General features: G+C 59.2%; 17 protein-coding genes. 5 read left to right on the top strand and 12 right to left on the bottom strand.

What is annotated here, in order from left to right; genetic code table 11:
* Nucleotides 1–17 precede the first annotated feature (17 nt).
* The 5 genes from LMTR3_RS30070 to LMTR3_RS30050 are packed head-to-tail and all read right to left on the bottom strand — an operon-like array spanning nucleotide 18 to nucleotide 4,120.
* Nucleotides 18–989, bottom strand: a complete 972-nt coding sequence (locus LMTR3_RS30070) for an acetaldehyde dehydrogenase (acetylating) (protein WP_065748553.1) — start codon at nucleotides 987–989, stop codon at nucleotides 18–20.
* A 3-nt stretch (nucleotides 990–992) separates the two neighbouring features.
* Complete coding sequence (locus LMTR3_RS30065; protein WP_065748552.1) at nucleotides 993–1,760, bottom strand: 2-keto-4-pentenoate hydratase; 768 nt, start codon at nucleotides 1,758–1,760, stop codon at nucleotides 993–995.
* Nucleotides 1,757–2,575, bottom strand: coding sequence for a 2-keto-4-pentenoate hydratase (gene mhpD, locus LMTR3_RS30060; RefSeq protein WP_065748651.1), 819 nt, complete (start codon nucleotides 2,573–2,575; stop codon nucleotides 1,757–1,759). Before mhpD ends, LMTR3_RS30065 begins: the two co-directional genes overlap by 4 nt.
* Nucleotides 2,576–2,595: 20 nt before the next feature.
* The gene (locus LMTR3_RS30055; protein ID WP_065748551.1) at nucleotides 2,596–3,120 is read right to left on the bottom strand and encodes a GlcG/HbpS family heme-binding protein; all 525 of its coding nucleotides are present in this window, start codon (nucleotides 3,118–3,120) and stop codon (nucleotides 2,596–2,598) included.
* A 25-nt stretch (nucleotides 3,121–3,145) separates the two neighbouring features.
* On the bottom strand, nucleotides 3,146–4,120 hold the full coding sequence (locus tag LMTR3_RS30050) for a tripartite tricarboxylate transporter substrate binding protein (protein WP_065748550.1): 975 nt from the start codon (nucleotides 4,118–4,120) through the stop codon (nucleotides 3,146–3,148).
* 316 nt (nucleotides 4,121–4,436) lie between these two features.
* Between LMTR3_RS30050 and LMTR3_RS30045 the strand changes: the two genes are divergently transcribed.
* Nucleotides 4,437–5,417 (top strand): LysR family transcriptional regulator, encoded by a 981-nt coding sequence (locus tag LMTR3_RS30045; RefSeq protein WP_065748549.1) that lies wholly within the window; start codon nucleotides 4,437–4,439, stop codon nucleotides 5,415–5,417.
* A gap of 113 nt (nucleotides 5,418–5,530) precedes the next feature.
* On the opposite strand, the gene LMTR3_RS30040 is transcribed toward LMTR3_RS30045, so the two are convergent.
* Nucleotides 5,531–6,037, bottom strand: coding sequence for a MarR family winged helix-turn-helix transcriptional regulator (locus tag LMTR3_RS30040; RefSeq protein ID WP_065748548.1), 507 nt, complete (start codon nucleotides 6,035–6,037; stop codon nucleotides 5,531–5,533).
* On the opposite strand from LMTR3_RS30040, the gene LMTR3_RS30035 reads away from it, so the two are divergent.
* Nucleotides 6,036–6,326: a DUF3861 domain-containing protein gene (locus tag LMTR3_RS30035; RefSeq protein WP_065748547.1), complete on the top strand. Its 291-nt coding sequence runs from the start codon at nucleotides 6,036–6,038 to the stop codon at nucleotides 6,324–6,326. The genes LMTR3_RS30040 and LMTR3_RS30035 overlap by 2 nt on opposite strands.
* A 669-nt stretch (nucleotides 6,327–6,995) precedes the next feature.
* Here LMTR3_RS30035 and phnY read toward each other — a convergent pair.
* The 6 genes from phnY to psrA all read right to left on the bottom strand — a co-directional run bounded on the left by phnY (nucleotide 6,996) and on the right by psrA (nucleotide 13,551).
* Nucleotides 6,996–8,408: a phosphonoacetaldehyde dehydrogenase gene (gene phnY / locus LMTR3_RS30030; protein ID WP_502686677.1), complete on the bottom strand. Its 1,413-nt coding sequence runs from the start codon at nucleotides 8,406–8,408 to the stop codon at nucleotides 6,996–6,998.
* A 50-nt stretch (nucleotides 8,409–8,458) separates the two neighbouring features.
* Entirely contained in the window at nucleotides 8,459–9,703 is a 1,245-nt protein-coding gene (phnA, locus tag LMTR3_RS30025) for a phosphonoacetate hydrolase (RefSeq protein ID WP_065748545.1), read from the bottom strand.
* Between the two features lie 112 nt (nucleotides 9,704–9,815).
* Nucleotides 9,816–10,613 (bottom strand): phosphonate ABC transporter, permease protein PhnE, encoded by a 798-nt coding sequence (gene phnE / locus LMTR3_RS30020; RefSeq protein ID WP_065748544.1) that lies wholly within the window; start codon nucleotides 10,611–10,613, stop codon nucleotides 9,816–9,818.
* A 15-nt stretch (nucleotides 10,614–10,628) separates the two neighbouring features.
* Complete coding sequence (gene phnC, locus LMTR3_RS30015; protein ID WP_065748543.1) at nucleotides 10,629–11,450, bottom strand: phosphonate ABC transporter ATP-binding protein; 822 nt, start codon at nucleotides 11,448–11,450, stop codon at nucleotides 10,629–10,631.
* A 51-nt stretch (nucleotides 11,451–11,501) separates the two neighbouring features.
* Nucleotides 11,502–12,377 (bottom strand): phosphonate ABC transporter substrate-binding protein, encoded by an 876-nt coding sequence (phnD, locus tag LMTR3_RS30010; protein WP_084029892.1) that lies wholly within the window; start codon nucleotides 12,375–12,377, stop codon nucleotides 11,502–11,504.
* An 82-nt stretch (nucleotides 12,378–12,459) separates the two neighbouring features.
* Nucleotides 12,460–13,551: an iron-containing alcohol dehydrogenase PsrA gene (gene psrA / locus LMTR3_RS30005; RefSeq protein ID WP_065748542.1), complete on the bottom strand. Its 1,092-nt coding sequence runs from the start codon at nucleotides 13,549–13,551 to the stop codon at nucleotides 12,460–12,462.
* A 134-nt stretch (nucleotides 13,552–13,685) separates the two neighbouring features.
* On the opposite strand from psrA, the gene LMTR3_RS30000 reads away from it, so the two are divergent.
* The 3 genes from LMTR3_RS30000 to LMTR3_RS29990 all read left to right on the top strand — a co-directional run bounded on the left by LMTR3_RS30000 (nucleotide 13,686) and on the right by LMTR3_RS29990 (nucleotide 19,765).
* Nucleotides 13,686–14,564, top strand: a complete 879-nt coding sequence (locus tag LMTR3_RS30000; protein WP_065748541.1) for a LysR substrate-binding domain-containing protein — start codon at nucleotides 13,686–13,688, stop codon at nucleotides 14,562–14,564.
* A 596-nt stretch (nucleotides 14,565–15,160) separates the two neighbouring features.
* Nucleotides 15,161–15,421, top strand: coding sequence for a pyocin activator PrtN family protein (locus LMTR3_RS29995; protein WP_065748540.1), 261 nt, complete (start codon nucleotides 15,161–15,163; stop codon nucleotides 15,419–15,421).
* Nucleotides 15,422–16,960: 1,539 nt separating this feature from the next.
* A complete protein-coding gene (locus tag LMTR3_RS29990) occupies nucleotides 16,961–19,765 on the top strand; it encodes a winged helix-turn-helix domain-containing protein (RefSeq protein ID WP_065748539.1) in 2,805 nt (934 codons plus the stop codon).
* Nucleotides 19,766–19,769: the final 4 nt, after the last annotated feature.

The following is a 19,769-nucleotide window of genomic DNA, read 5'->3' as shown; positions in this document are numbered from 1 at the left end:
TGATGGTTCGGAGAAAGTCACGCCGGCTGCTTCAGACCGCGCGCGATGCCCGCCTCGATACGCCGACGGGCCATCATGTCGCCGCAGGCCAGCGCCGCCGATGTCATGATGTCCAGGTTTCCGGCGTAGGAAGGCAGGTAGTGCGCCGCGCCCTCGACCTCGAGGAAGACCGAAGTCTTCAGGCCATGCCGGGGCCCAAGCTTCGGCACGTTGAGCGGCGCGGCCGGCGGAATGACGTCGAATTGCACCCGCTGCTTGAGCCGGTAGCCCGGCACATAAGCCTGCACACGCGCGACCATCTCCAAGATGCTGGCCTCGATCGCGGCTTGCTCTGCAAGTTCGGACAGCATGAACACGGTATCGCGCATGATGAGCGGCGGCTCGGCCGGGTTCAGCACGATGGCAGCCTTGCCCCGCTCAGCACCGCCGAGTTTTTCGATCGCCGCGCGCGTGGTCTCGGTGAATTCGTCGATGTTGGCCCGCGTGCCCGGCCCTGCCGACTTGCTCGAGATGGACGCCACGATCTCCGCGTAGTGAACTTTCGCGACACGAGATACGGCTGCGACGATGGGGATCGTCGCCTGCCCGCCGCACGTCACCATGTTCATGTTGGCGGCGTTCTCGGCCTCCAGGTTTATCGCCGGAATCACATAGGGACCGACAGCCGCGGGGGTGAGATCGATCATCTGGATGCCATCACGCTGCAGCACGTCGTTGTGATGTCGGTGAGCGCCCGCCGACGTGGCGTCGAAGACGACGTCGATCTCGGGGAATATTTCCAGCTTGAGCAGTCCGTCGATGCCTTCTGCGGTGGTCGCGACGTTGAGGCGCTTTGCCCGAGCGAGCCCGTCCGACTGGGGATCGACGCCTACCATCGCACCCATTTCGACGTGTCTGGCGTGGCGCATCACCTTGATCATGAGATCGGTGCCGATATTGCCGGAGCCCATGATCGCGGCCTTGACCTTGGGGATCGTTGTGTTGGGCATCGGTCAATTCTCCATGTGGAAACCGGCGCCGCCCAGCCGTTCCATCTCGATGGAGACATACTGGCCGGGCTTGACCCACTCGGCCGGCGTGGCGCCGCCTGCCATCACCACCCAGCCGGCCTGTAGCGGTTCGCCCGCCGCATCGGAAAGGCGCGCAGCGGCGACCAGCGACCGAAGCGGGTGACCGAGGATGGCGGCCGTCGATCCCACGTGCGCGACGCGGCCGTCGATGCTCATGGTGAGGCCGAGATTGCTGAAGTCTTCGCGCGGGTCGGTCCACGGCCCGACCACGATCCCGCTGGATGACGCGTTGTCGGCGATCACCTCGGGCAACGTGAACTTGAAGTCGCGATATCGGGAATCGATAACCTCGAGCGCAGGCGCGACCGCCTCCACGGCGGCGAGCGCTTCCGCGGCGGTGACATGGCCTGACAATGGCTTCTTCAGGAGAAATGCGATTTCCGGTTCTACACGCGGATGCACAAAGCGTACGAACGATGTGGCCATCCCTTCCTCGATCAGCATATCGCTGGTCAAACGCCCCCATATGACGTCGCTGAGGCCCATCTGAACCATCTTGGCGCGGCTCGTGAATCCCATCTTCACGCCTATTCGCCCAGCGCCACGGGACACGCGGCGCTCGATGGACGCACGCTGGATCGCGTACGCGTCCTGCAGTGACAAGTGCCCCTCAGGATCGATCTGCGTGACTTCGCGGGCGTCGCGCGCCGCGGCGTCGAGCTGCTCTGCCAATTCCTCGACACGGTTCATGTGAGTTGTCTTCCTGTCGGCTCAGTTTCGAATACGGCTTTGACGCTGCCCAAGCCGTTGATGCGAGTCTCGAAGATGTCGCCTGCGTTCACGGCAACCATCGGTCCAAGCGCGCCTGAAAGCACCAGGTGGCCGGCACGGAGCGGCTGCCCCACGGCGGCCATCGTGCGGGCAAGCCAGACCACCGCATTGAGCGGGTTGCCCAGGCACGCTGCACCGGCGCCGACGGAAACGGGTTCACCGCGCCGCGTCATCACCATGCCACAGAGCCGGAGGTCGACGTGGGACAATTTTTTCGGCGTGCTTCCAAGCACGTAAGCGCCGGAAGAGGCGTTGTCCGCAACTGTGTCGACGAAGCGGATGTTCCAGTCCGCGATGCGGCTGCCGACGATTTCGAGCGCGGGTAGCAAGTGATCGATCGCCTGGATGACGTCGGCATGCCCGGGCTTCTCCATGTCCAGGTCGCGCCCGAGAACGAAAGCCACCTCCGCCTCGATCTTCGGCTGCTGCAACCCTTCCATCGAAACCGGTTCGCCGTCGCCGAAACCCATGTCATCAAACAACATGCCAAAGTCGGGCTGATCGACACCGAGTTGCGCCTGCACCGCCTTCGCCGTCAGGCCGATCTTGCAGCCGACGATACGTCGGCCTTCCTCGCGCACCCGATGCTCTGTGTTTGTGCGCTGGATCGCGTAGGCGTCAGCCGCCGTTATCAGTGGGAACGTCTCACGCAGCGGAGCAATGAGATTTCCAGTGCGCGTGGCTTCGCGCAGTGAATGTGCCGCGCCGGCAATATCGATTGAGAATGTCGCCATGGTATTGACCTGCATGATCGTCACAAGGATTGGTCACCGAGACCCACCTTGGCGTAGATCTCGTTGACATGCTGCTTGACGCTCTCGGGAGTGGTGTCGTGCTCTGCGATATGGGCCCATCCCACCTTCGCACGCGCGTACCGGCCGATCTGTTCGTCCTGATCGCTGGTAGCGCCGCTGATCCCGTAAGCGCCGACCATCTCCGAGTCTTTGAAAACCGGCGCACAGCCGCCTGAGGCGGCGATCTGGCCATTGGTAAATACCGCGGCATTCATCAGCATCTGAGGATTGCGTTCCTTGAACCACTGCTGGATGACCAGCCCGTCCGGGAAGCGCGGACTCATCGATCGGAAGGCAGCAGCGGTGAATGCCTTGGCACGCGCCGTATCGGGCGTGATGAAGCCGGCATCGTCCATGCGCTCTAGCGCAATCAGATGTCCCTCGGGCCCGACGATCGCCACCGAGATGGGAACGCCCATCTCTGCAGCCTTTTCGGTGACGGCCTGGATGAACGCGCGGCACTCCGCGGCTCGAAGCTTGGCCATGTGCAATCTCCTTTATGTTGAACAGCTATTCGCGCTTGATGCCGGCGGACTGGATCACCTTGGCCCATTTGTCCGTTTCGCTGCGAATGAACTGAGCAAATTCGTCCGGGGTGGACTTGACCACCTCGATGCCTTGGGCACGAAACAGCTTCTGAATATCCGGCTGGTCAACCGCCGCATGCGTCGCCGCCTGTAGCTTCGCGACGACACTGGACGGTGTGCCTACGGGCATGAGGAATCCGAACCACACCGAGCTTTCGAAGTCCTTGAAGCCGAGCTCCTGGATCGTCGGCAGGTCAGGTGCCAGCTCAGTTCGCTTCGCGCCGGTCGTCGCCAGCGCCTTCAACGTGCCGGCCGCGATATGCGGCAACACGGTGGAGGCCGGCGAGAACATGACCCCTACTTGACCGCCGAGCAGGTCCGTCACAGCCGGCGTGCTGCCGCGGTACGGCACGTGCAGCATCTTGATGCCAGCCATCGCGGAGAAGAGTTCGCCGGACAAATGCGGCGACGTGCCGTAGCCGGAGGAAGCATAAGCGATCTGGCCCGGCTTCGCTTTCGCCGCATTGATCAGTTGGTCGACCGACGTAATCCCGAGCGATGGATTCACCACCAGTATGTTCGGCACGCTGCCAATCATCGTGACCGCGGAGAAATCCTTCGCCGGGTCGGGAGAGTTCGCGTCCGCGAATGCGACGTTGATCGTGTTCGCGACCGTTCCGACGAAGATCGTGTAACCGTCGGGAGGCGAGGTCGCCACCGCCTTGGCCGCGATGCTGCTCGCAGCGCCGGGCCGGTTGTCGACGATGAAAGGCTGACCCAGCCGTTTGGCCAACGCTTCCGCCACGGCGCGGGCTGCAACATCGGTGGCGCTTCCGGCCGGAAATCCGACGACGACCTTCACCACCCGGGAGGGATAGCTGTCTTGCGCCCAAGCTGCGGGCGGGATGGCTGCGGCCGCTGCAAGCAACATCGCCGCAAGGCACTGACGTCGATCCATGTCGTTCCCTCGTTCTGATTGTTGCGCTTGTTGTGCTCACTAGAGACGTGCGCCACGCATGATTCAAACGAATATTTTCAATCATTTAATTAGCTGAACTCATGAATGAGGCGCTAACCGGAGCGTTGACGCCGAATTTCGGGCGCCCCAGACCTGCCAGCATGCTTGTGGGCGGTAGCTTAGCTAGGGGGCTGTTCGCAACGTAGTTGCTGATGTCCGGGCGTCTCTCAAGAGTGGAGGGTTTTGGCATTGTGAGCGGCGGAGACTAGATCTATGATGAATTCGATCCCGTTAGCCAGATTTATGAATTTTACCAATGAATGTGACCGTCCGGCAGTTGCGCGCCTTCGTCTTCGTCGCTCAGCTCAAGAGCTTCACGAAGGCGGCAGAGCGCCTGTACCTGACGCAGTCCGCCTTAAGCCTGCTAATCCGTCAGCTGGAAGACAACCTGCAAGTCCAATTGATAGAGCGATCCACTCGCAAGATCGAATTGACTGCCGCCGGGCACGAGCTCATGGGCAGCGCCGAACGACTGTTGGATGATCTCGATGCAACGCTTGCCAACGTCGCGGAACTGGGCGCAAAACAGCGCGGCAAGGTCGTCGTCGCCGCTCCCTATATTCTCGCCACCACCTTCCTCGTCGAAGTAATCGCCGAATTCAGGGCTCGCTACCCCACGATTTCGGTGCATCTGAAGGATTCGTTGCCCGAACAGGTCCTGATGCTTGTCCGCAGCGGCGGAGCCGATCTCGGCATTGGCAGTTTCCGCGAGTGGGAGTCGGGACTGCAATGGACGCCGTTGTTTCAGGAGCCGCTTGTGGCGGTCTATCCGCGCGGCCACCCGATCGGAAAGTTACCGCAGCTCAACTGGAGTGACCTTGCTGGCCTGCCGGTGATCTCGCTTAACCGCGACAGCATCTTCCGCGATTTGGCCGATGATGGTTTTTCCCAGGCAGGCCTGACCTTGGCACCGGCCTATGAGGTCGCCTATGCAGGCACCGCTTTGGGCCTGGTCCGGGCTGGCCTTGGCATAGCCATCTTGCCTCAATGCGTTGGCATCCTGACCGACCCGACAATTCTCCTACGGGCGCTCGAAAACCCGCAGATTTTACGCTCCGTTGCAGTGATCACACGAAACGGCCGATCGCTCTCCCCTGCGGCCGAGGCGTTCGTCGACATGTTGCGCAAATCCGCGAGAGTATCGGCCAGTCTGGCGGCGCCGCAGCCGCAGCCACGCCTTTCTCGCCGCGCAGCGCGAGGCCGACGTTCCCTCGACGCGATTTCTGAAGAATCGTGAGGAGCTGCGGCCAGGTCGCTCTTCACATAGAGCCGCAGGAGCAGTGCCGATCCAACAGCACGATGGCGGAAGCCGTCATTGAGGCATGTAAGCATGCAGCCGTGCTTCATAGCTCAAGAGTTCTGACTGGCCGTCAGGCAGCCGTTGGCGCCAAGCCTGGCGCGCATTTTCGATAGAGCACAGCGCAGAACCTCCCGTTCTTTCAGGTTCAAGTCCTGCAGCATGTCCGCGCCGGCCTGTGCACGATGGCGAAGCAACAGCTTGGACGCTTGCTTTCCTTCGAGCGTCACGCTGAGGCTCTGTGCGCGCCAATCGCGCCGATGAGCCTGACGCGTGATGAGCCCCCTCGTCTCAAGCTCCTTTATCGCGCGTGCTACCTGCGCTTTGTCCCGCCCAGTCGACGTCGAAAGCGCCTGCTGCGAGCAGCCGGGGTAGCGGGCAATCAGGGACAGCGTTCGCGCCTGGAATGGGGCAAGGCCCAGCTCGTCAAGCACGGTGAGTCCCTGCAATCGCGCATGAAGGCCGTTCGCCACGGCACCGAAGAGATCAAGTAGCTCATCATCCATGCCGCGTCTTAGGTTGATAATATCAACTGACAAGTAGCGCTCCGAAGCCGCCATGCCACACACCTATCGCATCACTGTCCAGGAGCTGGGGACCTCTGCCTCCCCCAGCGCCGGTGCGCTGACGTTTGACGCCACCAATCACGACAATGTGCTGCAGGTCCTATCCCGCGTGCGTGAGCGGCGCGCTGTGCCGGATGAAGAAACAGCCGAGTTCACCATCGGTCTCAAGCTCTTTGCTGACGTCCTCCTGCGGCATCGCCGCGAGCCGCTGTTCGCAGAGCTGTTCCCGCACTTCAATGTCTTCATGAAAAAACTGAAGAAACTCGACGCTGCCCAAGACTGAGCCGAGGCATGCACTCCGGACATCATGCCGTGAACGTCAGACTCTGGGTGGCGTCCTCGTGGCCGCCCTGAACGCCGAGTTCAACGAACTCGTCATGGCATCGACCTGGTCGATGTGTGCGGGCGTTCGGCATCAGCCGTGACCCCGGGGCTAGGCGCGTTCAGCCCTCCAAAGTCAACGCACCAGTTTCGCACCAGAATCGAACGCGACAGAACGCAAGGAACGCGACCGAAATCAAGCAAAACTGCAGGAAAATCAACGAAGCTGATCGATATGCTGCCGCTCATAACGGTCTGGTTGCAGGTTCGAGTCCTGCCGGGCCCACCAACAAATCAATCACTTATCAGATTTTCAGTTCGTCGCCTTTGGGATACCGCACCAGGAATGCCCTGTTTTGGCACTGATTGCTCTGCTTCTGCGGTACCACAACTACCATTGCCCACTCGATTTGCCGAATGTCCTCCTTCTCAATCGTAGATTTGACGGCGTTGTCGCACAAACCGGCCAAATACCGCCTAGCCCTTCTTTCATCGAACGGCCCAGTAACGGTCGAAGCACCCCGGCAGGTCCAAGAGCGAACATCCACTGCGGTGCGCCGAAATGCTCTGACCTCCTACAATCGGGCTCGAGCCAAATCTCAAAAAGGAGCACGAGCGGCTCCGCAATAGCTTAACCCTGCCAAGGCAGCGAATACGTCCGCACGTTGGTGAACCCTTTCATGGCTTCCACAACCCCCTCCTTGTAGCCCTGCCCAGAGTCTTTGATGCCGCCAAACGGCGACATCTCGGTGCGATAGCCCGGCACCTCCCAAATGTTCACGGTGCCGACCTCGAGCTCGTTGACGAAGCGCGTAATGTAATCGAAGCGGTTTGTGCAAAGGCCGGAAGAAAGCCCATAGGCGGTCGAATTGGAAATGCGGATCACCTCTGCGATGTCGTTTGGACAGCGAATGATCGGGATCACCGGTCCGAACGTCTCCTCACGCACGAGTTCGCAATCGTACGGCACGCGGTCGACGACGGTTGGTGCATAGAGCGCGCCTTGGCGATCGTTGCCGTGCAACAGCTCGGCGCCCTTTGTCACCGCATCGTTGACTCGGCTTTCGAACAGCGCTGCGGATCGTTCATTGATGACCGTGCCGACGTCGGTTTCCGGGTCGGCAGGGTTCCCACATTTCAGCTTCTTGGCCTTTTCGAGCACATGCTTCGAGAATTCGTCGGCGACCTTCTCGACTACGAGAATGCGCTTTACCGCCGTGCAGCGCTGCCCTGAATTCTTCGTCGCACCCTGCACGGCGAGTTCGGCCGCTTTGTCGAGGTCGGCGTCCTCCATAACGATCAGTGGATCATTGCCGCCGAGTTCGAGCACTATCCGCTTATAACCGGCGGTGTGGGCTATGTGCTTGCCGACGCGCACAGACCCCGTGAAGGTAACTAGGTCCGCGTCTGGATCCGTGATCATCGCGTCGCCCATCGTGGAGGGATTACCCGTGACCACAGAGAGCATCTCAGGCGGCAGCCCCGCTTCATAGAGTACATCCGCAAGGGCGAGCGCGGTCAGCGGGGTCAGCTCAGTCGGTTTAAGGACAACGCGATTGTTTGTTGCGATCGCAGGCGCGAGCTTGTGGCTCACCATGTTTAGCGGATGGTTGAATGGCGTGATCGCCGAGATCGCGCCCAACAACGGCGTCCGCAGCGTGTGAATACGGCGCGGCTTGCCGTTCGGCGAGATGTCGCAGGCATATGATTCGCCATCATCCTTGACGGCAAGTTGCGCGGCGAACGACCAGACATCGTAGGCGCGCGTCGACTCGTAAATCGCATCCTTCCAGCAGAGACCGGACTCTGCAGAGATAATGCGCGCGAACGATGCGCGCCGCCCCCGCAGCAATTCAGCGGTCTTCTGCAAGATTTGCTGACGCTCGAAACGTGACAGTTTGGACTTGAACGCTTTCGCCCTGGCAAACGCGTCTCGTACGTGTTCGGGGCGCGCTGCCGGCACGGTACCGACCAGCGATCCGTCGTAGGGATTACGGACCTCGATCACGTCATCGGTCGTGATGTGTTTGCCGGCAATGCGCATGGCCTCTCGCTTTGCCGCGTAACTGAAAGGCACGTTCATGGGCTGGATCCTTAGGCGACGAGATTAAGCGCGACGTCGAAAACGTCGAAATTGCGCAGAGTGCGCCCCGGCGGAACCTCGATCTTACGATTCGCGATCATCGGCACGGTCTGCTCCGTGAGGCCGCCGTGCGAACGCAACGGTTCAGTGAGGCCCGAGAGATCGTGCTTGGCGGCGGCGGTGCCCAACACCTTGTGCCTGGAGGAGAGCACGACGACGTCTCCGATACGATCCGCCGGGAGCTCGAACCGCTCGCAAGCCTCTTCGGCCGATATCGCCACCTCGACGCCCGATATGGTCTTGATGAAATCAATCACGGGCTGCCGCTTGTCGCCGTCGACGTAGACAGTCGCAAAGGAGCCGAGCGCCCCGTGATGCGCGACGTACGGATCGGTGATCGGCAGGATGACGCGGGTCGACCCCGCGCCGAACTTCTTGTCCAAAATTTCCTGAAGATAGATCACGTCGGGTTGGCCGTCCGGCAGGTGCTTGTCATTCATGCCGTGGTCGGCGGTCATCACCAGCACGCAGCCCAGCGCATCGAGTTCGCCGACATAACGGTCGAACATCTTGTAGAAGCTGTCGGCAGCTTTCGAACCCGGTGCTGCCTTGTGCTGCACGTAGTCGGTGGTTGAGAGGTACATCACGTCCGGCCGGAACGTCTTCAACAGCTTCACACCGGCTGCGAACACGAATTCCGACAGATCCGCCGAATAGACCTCAGGCAGCTTCATGCCGACAAATTCGAGCACGTTCTCGATGCCGTTCTCGGCCATCGTCGCCTTGTCGGCTTTCTCCGAAGAGAAAGCTATAGCGGTGCCGGCGGTAAAGTCGAGACCCTTGCCAAGCAGCGTACGCAGCTTGTCCTTCGCCGTCACCATCGCAACCTTGCCGCCAGCTTTCTGAAACTCGGCCAAGATCGTCGGCGCGCGCAGGAAGCGCGCATCGTTCATCATCACCTCTTGTTTGGCCTCGCGGTCGTAGAAGAAGTTACCCGCTATGCCATGAACCGCTGGCGGCCGTCCGGTGATGATCGAAAGATTATTTGGGTTGGTGAAGCTCGGAATGACCGACAAGGCTGTGGTGTTCGATCCGGTCTGCATGATTCGATCGAGATTCGGACAAAGCCCCTTCTCAATTGCCGCCTCGATGTAGCCAGGCTCCGAGCCGTCGATGCAGATGACGACGGTCGGTGCATTTGGCAGGCGGTAGGTGCGGCCATTGGCGGTCACCGAAGCAGGGGTACGTGTAAGCATGGTTCTTCCTTTCCTGAATCCGCCGCACACTGGCGCTCCGAGGGGTGTCTCTTTTCTCGACAATGCCGAGAAGTTGATAGTGGCCGAACGTTCGGCCGCCGGCCAAGTCGCGTCAGCGGATCATCGAGCGGACGCGGGAGGAAAGGAGATCGGTGACCAACACCATCGCAAGAATGACCAAGATACAGGTCGCCGTGTCTTGATACTGGAACAGCTTCATTGAGGACACGAGTTCAAAGCCGATGCCGCCGGCGCCGACCATGCCGAGCACGGTGGATTGACGAACATTGGTCTCGAGACGGTAGAAGATGGTGCCGAGCCAGGCCGGTAGCACTTGCGGCAGCACACCGAAGAAAAAAGTCTTGAACGGGCCGGCGCCGGCCGAGCGGAATGCTTCGAGCGGTCCTTCGTCGATGTCTTCCATGGCTTCGGCAAAGAACTTGCCGAGCATGCCGGCGCCGTGGATGGCCAGGGCGAGCACGCCGGCGAACGGGCCGAGGCCGATGGCAGCGACGAAGATCAGCGCTAGGATGATTTCGTTGATGCCGCGCATGCAGTTCAGCACCTGGCGGGTGAAGTGATAGATCGCCGGATGCGGTGACAGGTTGCGGGCCGCGAAAAAGCTGATCGGCAGCGAGATTGCGACGCCGAGCAGCGTTCCCCAGATCGCGACCTGCAAGCTTTCCAGCGCGGGCCGCCAGAGCTTCTCAATGAAATTTGGATTCGGCGGCATCATGCGGACCAAAAAGTCCCACATATATGGTATACCGTTCCACAGATTGGTCGCGTTGATTTGCGATCCAACCGCAGCCCAATAGAGGAATCCTGCGATCATCAGACCGAAGACGCCGGTGCCCCACCAGCCGAAGCGGCCCTGAGGCGGACGAAGTACGAGTTGGTAGCTGGACATGGTCAGTCTCCTACCTCAGGCGGATGCCGCAAGGGCGACGGGATCGAGCGAATTCGACACCAGGCGTGGACCGGCGTTCGGTCGCAATACGCGGGCGACACCCGGGTCTTCCAGGCCCGGATAGATCTGGTGGACGACGTCGACCGTCAGGTGATCCGGCGTATCGTCGAAAACAACTTTGCCGCCCGAGAGACCAACGATGCGCTCGCCAAATTCGACGGCATAGTCGACCTGGTGCAGGTTGCAGATGACAGCGATGCCTTCTTCCTTACAGATCGCCTTGAGATAGCCGAGCACGACACGCGAGGTTTTCGGGTCGAGGCTCGCGACCGGCTCATCGCACAAGATGACAGCGGGGCGTTGTGCCAGCGCACGGGCAATGCCGATGCGCTGCTGCTCGCCGCCGGAGAGCTGGTCGGCGCGCGACATCGCCTTGTGCGTCAGCTCGACGCGCTGAAGGCAATTCATCGCGATCTCGACGTCCCTCGTCGGGAATATTTGAAGCGCGGAGAGAATCGACGACATCCCGGCCATGCGACCGACCAGGATGTTCTTGAGCACAGTGAGTCGCTTTACCAGATTGTGGTGCTGGAAGATCATCGCGACCGGGCGCAACCGCCCGCCCGCCGCCCGTTTGGAATCGAATACCGTGCCGTCGATGACGATCTGGCCGGCGTCCGGCGGCGTGAGGCCGTTAATGCAACGGAGCATGGTCGATTTTCCAGCGCCGCTCGGACCCAGGACGACGAGGAATTCGCCCGACTTCACCTCGAGGTCGATGCCCTGGAGCACCGGCTTCCCGCCGTAAGATTTCTTCAATCCTGCGATCTTGATCATCTGAGCAGTCCTATGCCGGAGGGTTGGTTACGGCGTGTTAGTGCTTTGGGCTCATTTCATCCTTTTCAGATCGAGATTGAGCGCTTTTGCAGTATCCCGGATTACATCGTACGCCGCGTCGTTGGTTTCGACGAAGCGATTGAGCTTGCCTTGGTCGGCCCAGGTGATGTCCTTGATGTTCAGGAACGCGGTCTTGATCTTCGCCTTGAGTTCCGGCGTCAGATTCTTGCGCCACACCGTCGGCGATTCCGGGATCGGGTCGGAGCTCCACACGACGTGGATGTCCTCGCGCTTGACGAGATTCTTCTGCACGGCGGCATCGAAGATGCGGTCGGCGATGGTGGCCGCGTCAACACGCTTGTTGGCAACCGCCAGCGCGTTGGCATCATGCGAACCGGTGAAGAGAACGCGACCGAAGAATTTCTCCGGGTCGATACCGAGTTTGATCAGGCCAGCCTTCGGGAAGAGGTGGCCGGAAGTCGAAGACGGATCGACGAACGCGAAGGTTTTACCCTTCAGATCGTTGACGTCCTTGATGCCGCTGTCTTTTCGCGTGATGATCTGGCTGTGATAGAAGGTGCGGCCGGACTTTGAGGTTTCGGCAGTCGCGAAAGCTTCGATGTCCGCGACGCTGGTGCCGAGCACGTAGGAGAACGGCCCCAGGTAAGCGACTTCGACGTGGTTCGAGCGCATCGCCTCGATGACGCCGTTGTAGTCGGCGGCGACAAACCCCTTCACTTTCATGCCGAGATTCTTTTCGAGCGCGTCGAGCAGTTGCTGGCTCGACGCCAGCATCGCGCGAGAATCTTCTGACGGAATGAGACCGACGCGGATCACACCTTCTGCACGTAACACGTTCGGCATGGCGATCAAAGCGCCTGCAGCCGCAACCGACCCAACGAGCATTTTTCGACGCGTGATTTGCATGTTTTCCTCCCTGGATTCCGTTGGTCTTTGTGACCGTTGCCGGTGATTTAGATTGGGCGAGTTCGCCTTAATGTCTGCTTCACTAAGCTGCCTTGACGATCGGCCTCCCAATAAAATTCCTGCCGCGCTCGCCCTCCAGCGCCTTCTCGACCAGACGTGTCCAATCGGCAGGCGAAACCCCGTAGGCGGCTGGATCAGTCTTGACGCCGATCCCCTCGAGGAAGGACCGCAGCTTGCGGATACCCTCGCTGAGGTCCGGGCCAAAGATGCGGCGCAGCGCGGCGTCGCAGTCAGCGCTGTTGCCTATTGCCCACCCCATCACGAGCGGCAGTGAGAACGAACAGGCGATGCCGTGGATCAGTCCAGTCTTCAGTGTGATGTCATATGAGATGTTGTGCGCCAAGGCCGTCTTGGTCTGCGAAAACGCGAAGCCAGCGAGCAGACTGCCGCGCGCCTGGCGGGTGCGCAGATCGAGATCGCCGAGATTATCGAGCAGGCGCGGCAGCGTTTCGATGATCTCGCGCGCAGCCTCGACCGCGAAGCTGGCCGAAACCGGGTTGGCGTTGACGTTCCAGATGCTCTCGAGCGCATGTGACAGAGAGTCGAGACCGGTCGCCAGGGTTAGCCCGCGCGGCGCCCCGAGGATGAGTTGTGGATCCAGCACGGCAGCTTCCGGGTATAGCAATGGATCCGCGAGAGAATATTTGCTGCCGTTCGCCGAATCCCACACGGTTGCCCAATGCGTGACTTCGCTGCCTGTTCCGGAGGTAGTTGGCACCGCGATGATCGGCACGATCGCCGACGTGTCGAGCGGCTCTTTATCAGTAAGATGGCGGCGGACATTCTCGAAGTCGCCTTGGCTTGCGGCCAGCACCTTGGCGGCATCCATCATCGAGCCGCCCCCGAGGGCAACGATGACTTCGGGCGCTTGCGTAGCGGCGCCGTAGACGCGGCAGGAATTCACCAGATCGGCGCAATCCGGGTTGGTCTCGATATTGTCGATGACAGCGACCGGCTCGCCCGCGACCTTCGTGAGGCGCGCGGCCAAGTCGTTGAAAATAGGCTGATTATAGGTAACGAGAGCGTAGCGTCGCTTGCCGATCAAGCTGGCGACTTCATCGAACGTTCCAGCGCCGAAGCGAAGCTTTACGGGATTCCAGTTGTTCCACCGCATGACTTCCACCCTTGATCGCGCATGGAGCGCTGCCACTTCCGCGCTTCTCTTGAGCGCTCGCTAGGATTGGACCATCACTGAAAGCCGATACATCGACAAATTGATTATTTCAGAGAAATAGATAGATTTATTCTATGCGATATACCCAGCTTCGCTCCTTCCATGCAGTTGCAACAGCAGGCGGCTTCAACGCCGCGTCGGATGCCGTCCATATCACGCAGCCGACGCTGACTGCGCAGGTCGGCGCCCTAGAGGAGGAGTACGGTGTCGACCTCTTCATCAAGAGAGGGCGTCGGCGCGAATTGACCGATACGGGACGGCAACTCTTGGCAATCACGTCACGCCTGTTTGCCGAGGAAGAAGAGGCGGTTGCATTCCTTGAGCAGTCGCGAGAGCTCAAGACCGGTCGGCTCTCGATCGGCGCGGTCGGCCCGTATCACGTGACCGAGATGCTTGCGGCCTTCAATCGCGCCTATCCGGGGATCGAGCTTGCCGTGAAGCTCGGCAACTCGCACGACGTGCTCGCCGATCTCTTGGACTACAAAAGCGACATCGCAGTGCTCGCGCACATAGACGAGGATGATCGTCTTCTCACCGTTCCATATCGGCGCCATCCAGTTGGCGTCTTTGTCCGGACAGATCATCCTCTCGCGAAGCGGAAGAACATAAAAATCGCCTCACTCGAGGGTGAGCCGCTGATCATCCGTGAAACCGGTTCTACGACGCGACGCGCGTTCGAACAGGCGCTCACCAAGGCTAAGATCAGACCGCGCATCGTCATGGAAATCGGAAGCCGCGAGGCGATCCGCGAAGCCGTCATTCGAGGGCTGGGAATAAGCTATGTCTCTGAAGCCGAGTTCGTTCCGGATCCTTCGCTTCGTCTCATTCCAATCGGCGATGCGGAAATCTTCACTTACGCACATGTTGTAATCCTACAAAAGCGCGAAACCAGCCGGATCATCCGCGCATTTCTCGAAGTCGTGCGAAAAACAAAGCTCTCCAATGCAAAGTAACGTCATTTGACGTAATTGGGTTGAGCGGAAGTGATTGCCTCGAGAGCAATATTGGCCCGGCAATGAACGCTTAGGGTCAGAAAAGGCTGAGCTTGAGCAGACGACTTGCGTCTGTGGTGCGATAGCGAAGGTTCCAACACTACGCATTGTTCGCCCACCCAAGATCCACAAACCCGAAGCGCACGGACCGCACCAGTTTCGCACCAGAAACGACCTCATCAAAGCGCAACGAACGTGATCGAAATCAAATGAAACCACAACAAAATCAACGAAGCTAATCGATATCCCGTCGCTCATAACGGTCTGGTTGCAGGTTCGAAGTCAAGACGGAGGGAGCAATCATCGAGTGGTCTCAGATCACCGCACCAGAAACGTCCCTGTTTGAGGATGCATCCTACCGCACGAGCCAAGCCTCCCTTTACTACGCTAGGGACGCCAAATTCCGCCTACGACGGAGAAGATCTCACAAGGTGGAAAGTCTTCAAGTTAGATACGGCTACCGAGCGGATGAGACCGACGCTCACATCGATTGCCGGCCCAAGGGACGTGGTGACTATTAAGCGCCGCTTGGCTAGGTCGAATTTGAAAGTGGCCCAATGAACACCGCGTTCCTTTTGATGGCGCAGTATGGGGGTAAGGCCATCGTCCCGATTGAGGACGTGTGTCGGGATTACTTTTCGCACCTGAATCCGACCAAGCTAGTGCAGAAGATCAACGCAGGCGAAATAGCGATCCCTCTGGTGCGAATGGAAGCAAGCCAGAAGTGCGCAAAAGGCATTCATATTCTGGATCTGGCCAAATATCTCGATGCGCGAGTTGAGGCCGCCAGAAAAGAGATGACGGCTCTCACGAGCTAACCGCGACTCCAGCTCCCCTCCCTCATCGCGTGCAGACAGAGTTGCCAGAAACATGCTACGCGCTCTGGTCGAGGTGCACACTATAGCTCCGAGCAACATTGCTTCAGCTCTAAGCTGCGTGCCGATAGAGGCGTGACTTCATGTCAATCTCGGCTCGGATGTATTCTTGCTGGCGGTGTGCACGCATCGCGTCAACGCATTGTGGGCCAAGTCTTCCACCAGCAACGAGCTACGTGTGACCGCCGTTTACCTTGTTTAGAGCGCGCAGTATCAATTTTGTGATTGTGGTGTACTATATATTTGTGCACGTCGAGGTCAACTTGCATTCAACCAACTTTGGGATCGTGGAGGGCACCATGGCTAAGAAAGCGAAGAAGGCAAAGAAGGCAAAGAAGGTCGGCAAGAAGAAAAAGAAGTAGCCTTCGCCGCCACAGTACCTTCGCTGAGACACATCAAGGTGCGTGCGCGCGTTTTGGCATCGCGATCCAATATGCCGCGACTTGATGTGGTTCAGTGGCTGCAAATCTAAGCCGGACCACGATGCACATATGTGCTGACCGGTCCGGCTTTTTCGTTCAGCGAGCGGCTGACTGTCATCGCTCGAAAGATCGGCCTCGAACTGCGGACGCCTTCCCCGATTCCTGAGCATTCAGCCTCGGTCGTCAGAGCACCTGTGTCACTGTCGTTAGCGGTGCGGCGGTGGCGGTCTGCGGCAATCGAGAAGACGCGGTGCGTGAAAGCAAGCCAAGCAGACACGAAAACTGAAAATGACTTGCTTGCAGCGACAAGAGCCAGCAGCAGCTGCCACTTTGGATACTACGTTGCGTTACGCTGCCGCCGCCCGATAAACGCAGAAGCGCGAAATCGTTTGCTCGTCGAGCTCCGAACCAGCGGCAGTACTACATTTGGTACGACATGACCGATCGAGCTGAGGCTTAAGTGCTGGCTTCGCTTCACTTTTCGAGAAGTCCCGGTCCAATCCATCATGGGTGCCACGGAGAAACGATAGTCTTGCGATTTCAATGATTTACCCTGCACTCTCAATGGGATGAAAGAAGAACGTGTCCGTTATACTATTTCTGCGAGAATAGTATAACCGCTTGAAATCAAGGGCGAACTGAAGGGCAGCACGTCCACCCATCCTCGACCCCAACCAAATGTGCCCTGGGGATCGAGACGCCACGTCCCCCACGCAAGTCGCGTCACGCCTCAGCGACGGTCAGGAGCGCATTATGCAGGGAGAAGCGCTGCGAGGAGGATGTCGATTGCCCCGGAGTCGAATTTCGACACCCGCAACAAACAGAGGCAATGTTCCTGCTGGGCTTGGCAAGCTCGCCCCAAATACTCTCAGTCTGGTCGAACCAGGGTGTGACCCGCCCTACTCCACGTCCGCTCTACCCCCGATACCGGAGGTAGTCCGCCCCAGCATCGACGTCCGTTAAGGGCGGCAGCCATTAACGGACATCCCGGATATTCTGGAAGCAAACCTGAGGCAATGCCCTACAGTGCGCCGCGGGATATGGGACCCAAGCAGGTGCGATGGTGAACCGGGAGATATTCTTCGGACCGTTCCGCTTTGACGCGGCTACCCATACGCTATGGGACGGAAGCGTCCCGGTTAGGCTTGGCGCTCGCGCGTTAGCGATCCTGCAAGTCCTCCTTGAAGCACCTGGCGTAACCGTCAGTCGGAGCACCCTGATCAAAAGCGCATGGCCAAGCTTGCACGTTGATCAAAGCAATTTGCGGGTGCAAATCTCAGGACTGAGAAAGGCTCTGCGTGACTACGGCGGCGCAATTCAAGCGGATCCGTCTCAGGGCTACCGTTTCGACGCCGATGTGGTTGTGAAAAAGCCGGCCCCTCCTCGCTCTGAAAACCAGCCTCGATTCGGCATCCCTGGAATTGTTGTGAAGCCGATCGGCCGCGAGGCGGCAGCGGACGGGATTCATGAGCTTTTCAATAGCCGACGACTCGTGACGATCCTCGGGTCGGGTGGCATCGGGAAGACAACGATTGCATTGCAGGTCGCAAATGACCGGGCGGCAAACTACCCCGATGGCGTCTGCTTTGTCGATCTTGGTAGAATATCCTCGATTGACCTCGTCTACACCGCATTGGCGAATGCGATCGGATTGAGAGTAACAGACTGGCCCGGCATCGAACAAATCGTGCTGGGCCTCCACGACAGGCGGATGCTTCTGATCCTGGACTGTTGCGAGCATGTGCTTGATCCAGTGGCGAGACTGGTTGACGCCTTGCTCGTCAACACGGCGTCCGTAGATGTTCTCGTTACGACGCGAGAGCCGCTGCAGCTTGATGACGAGGCCATCTGGCGACTCGCCCCCCTCACAGTTCCTCCAAAGGCTACCGAAACGCACGCGGACGACATCAAGACCTACTCGTCGGTCCAGTTATTCCTGAAGTGTCTCCATCAGCGGGCGGCGAAACTGCATTTCGATAATCGCAGCGCTGCTGCCGTCGCAGAGATTTGCCGGCGGCTCGACGGCATCCCGCTGGCAATTGAAATTGCCGCCTCGATTGCCGCGGTGCTTGGCTTCGAGGAAGCACTACGCAGCCTCAACGAAAAATCGTCGGTGATCAATATCGATCGAAGAAGCGTCGTTCCCCGTCAACGGTCGCTGTTCTCAACGATCGACTGGAGCTATAATCTGCTGTCCCAAGCAGAACAGTTCGCCCTTCGCCAAATCGCTTGCTTTGCCGGAACCTTCTCGCTTGACGCCGGCACCGCTGTGGCAAGCGGCGATCAGCTCAGCGCATCCGCTGCGCGCGACGCCATTACTGGCCTGTCGCGCCGCTCCCTTCTCTCCTTTGACCCGGAATCGACATATGCGGAGTATCGCCTGCTGGATACGACAAGAGCATATATAGCTCAGCTAGACTTTTCCGAAGGCGACATAGCGCATAGGCGTCACGCGGAATACTTCCTCCAGATGCTCGACGGCATCGACTGGGACCTTTATGACGACACAACCGAGAACGCGAAAATGCGGGGTTACCTGGACGAGGTTCGGGTGGCTCTGGATTGGACGTTTTCCTCAGATCCTCAACTCGGCGTAAAACTTGTAATCGCCGCGGAACGGCTTTGGCTCGCGCTCACCTCATTGGTTCAAGGGGTCCCTTATCTAACCAAGGCATTTCAGCTCGTCGACGGTAGTTCCGCATTTGATGCAGTCGTGCGGCCTCGCTTGCTGGTATCACTCGCCTCCGCCCAGGTATACCTTCCGGGGTTCGAGGGAGCGAGCTTGTATGAGCGCGCCTGGCAGGCGGCGCAGGCTGCAGAAGATGACTTCCTGGAGCTACGAGCCCTCTACGGAATTATTCAGAGTACGCTTCTAACCCGCCGCCAGGCGACACACTATCTCGAGGCCTTCGCCAAGGCAGCAGAGCAATCCAACAATCCTGATGTGCACTATCTTCTGCAACGGATATCCGCATTCAACGACTTCGAAACCTCTGCCATACGATCAGCCCATCAGCGGTTCGAGACGTTCCTGCAGGACTGCCCGTCGATTTCCAGAAGCGCATACTTGTATTTCGGAGGAATCGACTCGTTCATCTCCTGCAAGATCGGGTTGGCACTTGCCAAACACTACATGGGGTATTGTGAGCAGGCATTGTCGCTTTCGAACACGGCGATAGACGAAGCCGAGGCAAAAGGACATCTGACAACCACCTATTTTGTTCTTGCCCAAGGTGCCACATGGGTGAACATATCGTCGGGGGAATTTCAGCGTGCACGCAGATGCCTGCAAAAATTGGAGGAAGTGTCGCGACACTACCGGCCCTGGCATGCGGTTGCCGAGGCATTTCGAGCGCTTCTCCTCAGATATGCGGATGGAGACGCTCGATCCTCAGAGCGTATCCTGACTTCCTGCTTGGCCGATGAGTTCATAATCAAAACCGGCTCTCTTCATCCAATTTTGTGGGTCGAACTCGCGGACGCACGTCGAATCATTGGCGACCTGGACGGCGCGCAATCTGCGCTCACGAAGGCGATGAGCCAGTGCCTGGGCCCATCCGATGTTCGTCTCATCGGTAAGCACCACCCAATCCTCGCCAAGGTACTCATTGCTCGTAACCGACCTGGCGACGTCGATACGGCACGCGAGCTATTCAGCCAAGCAATCGAACTTAGCAAGCAGCACGATTTCTATCTCTATGAGTGCGAAGCTGCTGTCGGCCTCGCCGAGTTCGAGCTCGAGGTAGGGCGACCGCAGGCCGCTCGCAATGCACTTATCGATCTTCTATCCAATTTGCAGGACAGATCACGTGTACCGTTTCTTGTCCGCGCTCAAACGATCCTCGCCGGGATCGACGCACGTTGACGCT

Source organism: Bradyrhizobium sp. LMTR 3 (assembly GCF_001693485.1).
Lineage (GTDB): Bacteria > Pseudomonadota > Alphaproteobacteria > Rhizobiales > Xanthobacteraceae > Bradyrhizobium.
This window is presented reverse-complemented; position numbering and strand designations above follow the sequence as displayed.

Bases quoted from the DNA above. Each gene is read 5' to 3' on its own strand.
- LMTR3_RS30000 (WP_065748541.1), top strand. From the start codon at position 13,686: ATGCGATATACCCAGCTTCGCTCCTTCCATGCAGTTGCAACAGCAGGC.
- phnE (WP_065748544.1), bottom strand. From the start codon at position 10,613: ATGTCCAGCTACCAACTCGTACTTCGTCCGCCTCAGGGCCGCTTCGGC.
- LMTR3_RS30070 (WP_065748553.1), bottom strand. From the start codon at position 989: ATGCCCAACACAACGATCCCCAAGGTCAAGGCCGCGATCATGGGCTCC.
- LMTR3_RS30055 (WP_065748551.1), bottom strand. From the start codon at position 3,120: ATGGCCAAGCTTCGAGCCGCGGAGTGCCGCGCGTTCATCCAGGCCGTC.
- LMTR3_RS29990 (WP_065748539.1), top strand. From the start codon at position 16,961: ATGGTGAACCGGGAGATATTCTTCGGACCGTTCCGCTTTGACGCGGCT.
- phnY (WP_502686677.1), bottom strand. From the start codon at position 8,408: ATGCGCATTGCCGGCAAACACATCACGACCGATGACGTGATCGAGGTC.
- LMTR3_RS30050 (WP_065748550.1), bottom strand. From the start codon at position 4,120: ATGGATCGACGTCAGTGCCTTGCGGCGATGTTGCTTGCAGCGGCCGCA.
- LMTR3_RS29995 (WP_065748540.1), top strand. From the start codon at position 15,161: ATGAACACCGCGTTCCTTTTGATGGCGCAGTATGGGGGTAAGGCCATC.
- mhpD (WP_065748651.1), bottom strand. From the start codon at position 2,575: ATGGCGACATTCTCAATCGATATTGCCGGCGCGGCACATTCACTGCGC.
- phnA (WP_065748545.1), bottom strand. From the start codon at position 9,703: ATGCTTACACGTACCCCTGCTTCGGTGACCGCCAATGGCCGCACCTAC.
- phnD (WP_084029892.1), bottom strand. From the start codon at position 12,377: ATGCAAATCACGCGTCGAAAAATGCTCGTTGGGTCGGTTGCGGCTGCA.
- LMTR3_RS30035 (WP_065748547.1), top strand. From the start codon at position 6,036: ATGCCACACACCTATCGCATCACTGTCCAGGAGCTGGGGACCTCTGCC.
- LMTR3_RS30065 (WP_065748552.1), bottom strand. From the start codon at position 1,760: ATGAACCGTGTCGAGGAATTGGCAGAGCAGCTCGACGCCGCGGCGCGC.
- psrA (WP_065748542.1), bottom strand. From the start codon at position 13,551: ATGCGGTGGAACAACTGGAATCCCGTAAAGCTTCGCTTCGGCGCTGGA.
- phnC (WP_065748543.1), bottom strand. From the start codon at position 11,450: ATGATCAAGATCGCAGGATTGAAGAAATCTTACGGCGGGAAGCCGGTG.
- LMTR3_RS30045 (WP_065748549.1), top strand. From the start codon at position 4,437: ATGAATGTGACCGTCCGGCAGTTGCGCGCCTTCGTCTTCGTCGCTCAG.
- LMTR3_RS30040 (WP_065748548.1), bottom strand. From the start codon at position 6,037: ATGGCGGCTTCGGAGCGCTACTTGTCAGTTGATATTATCAACCTAAGA.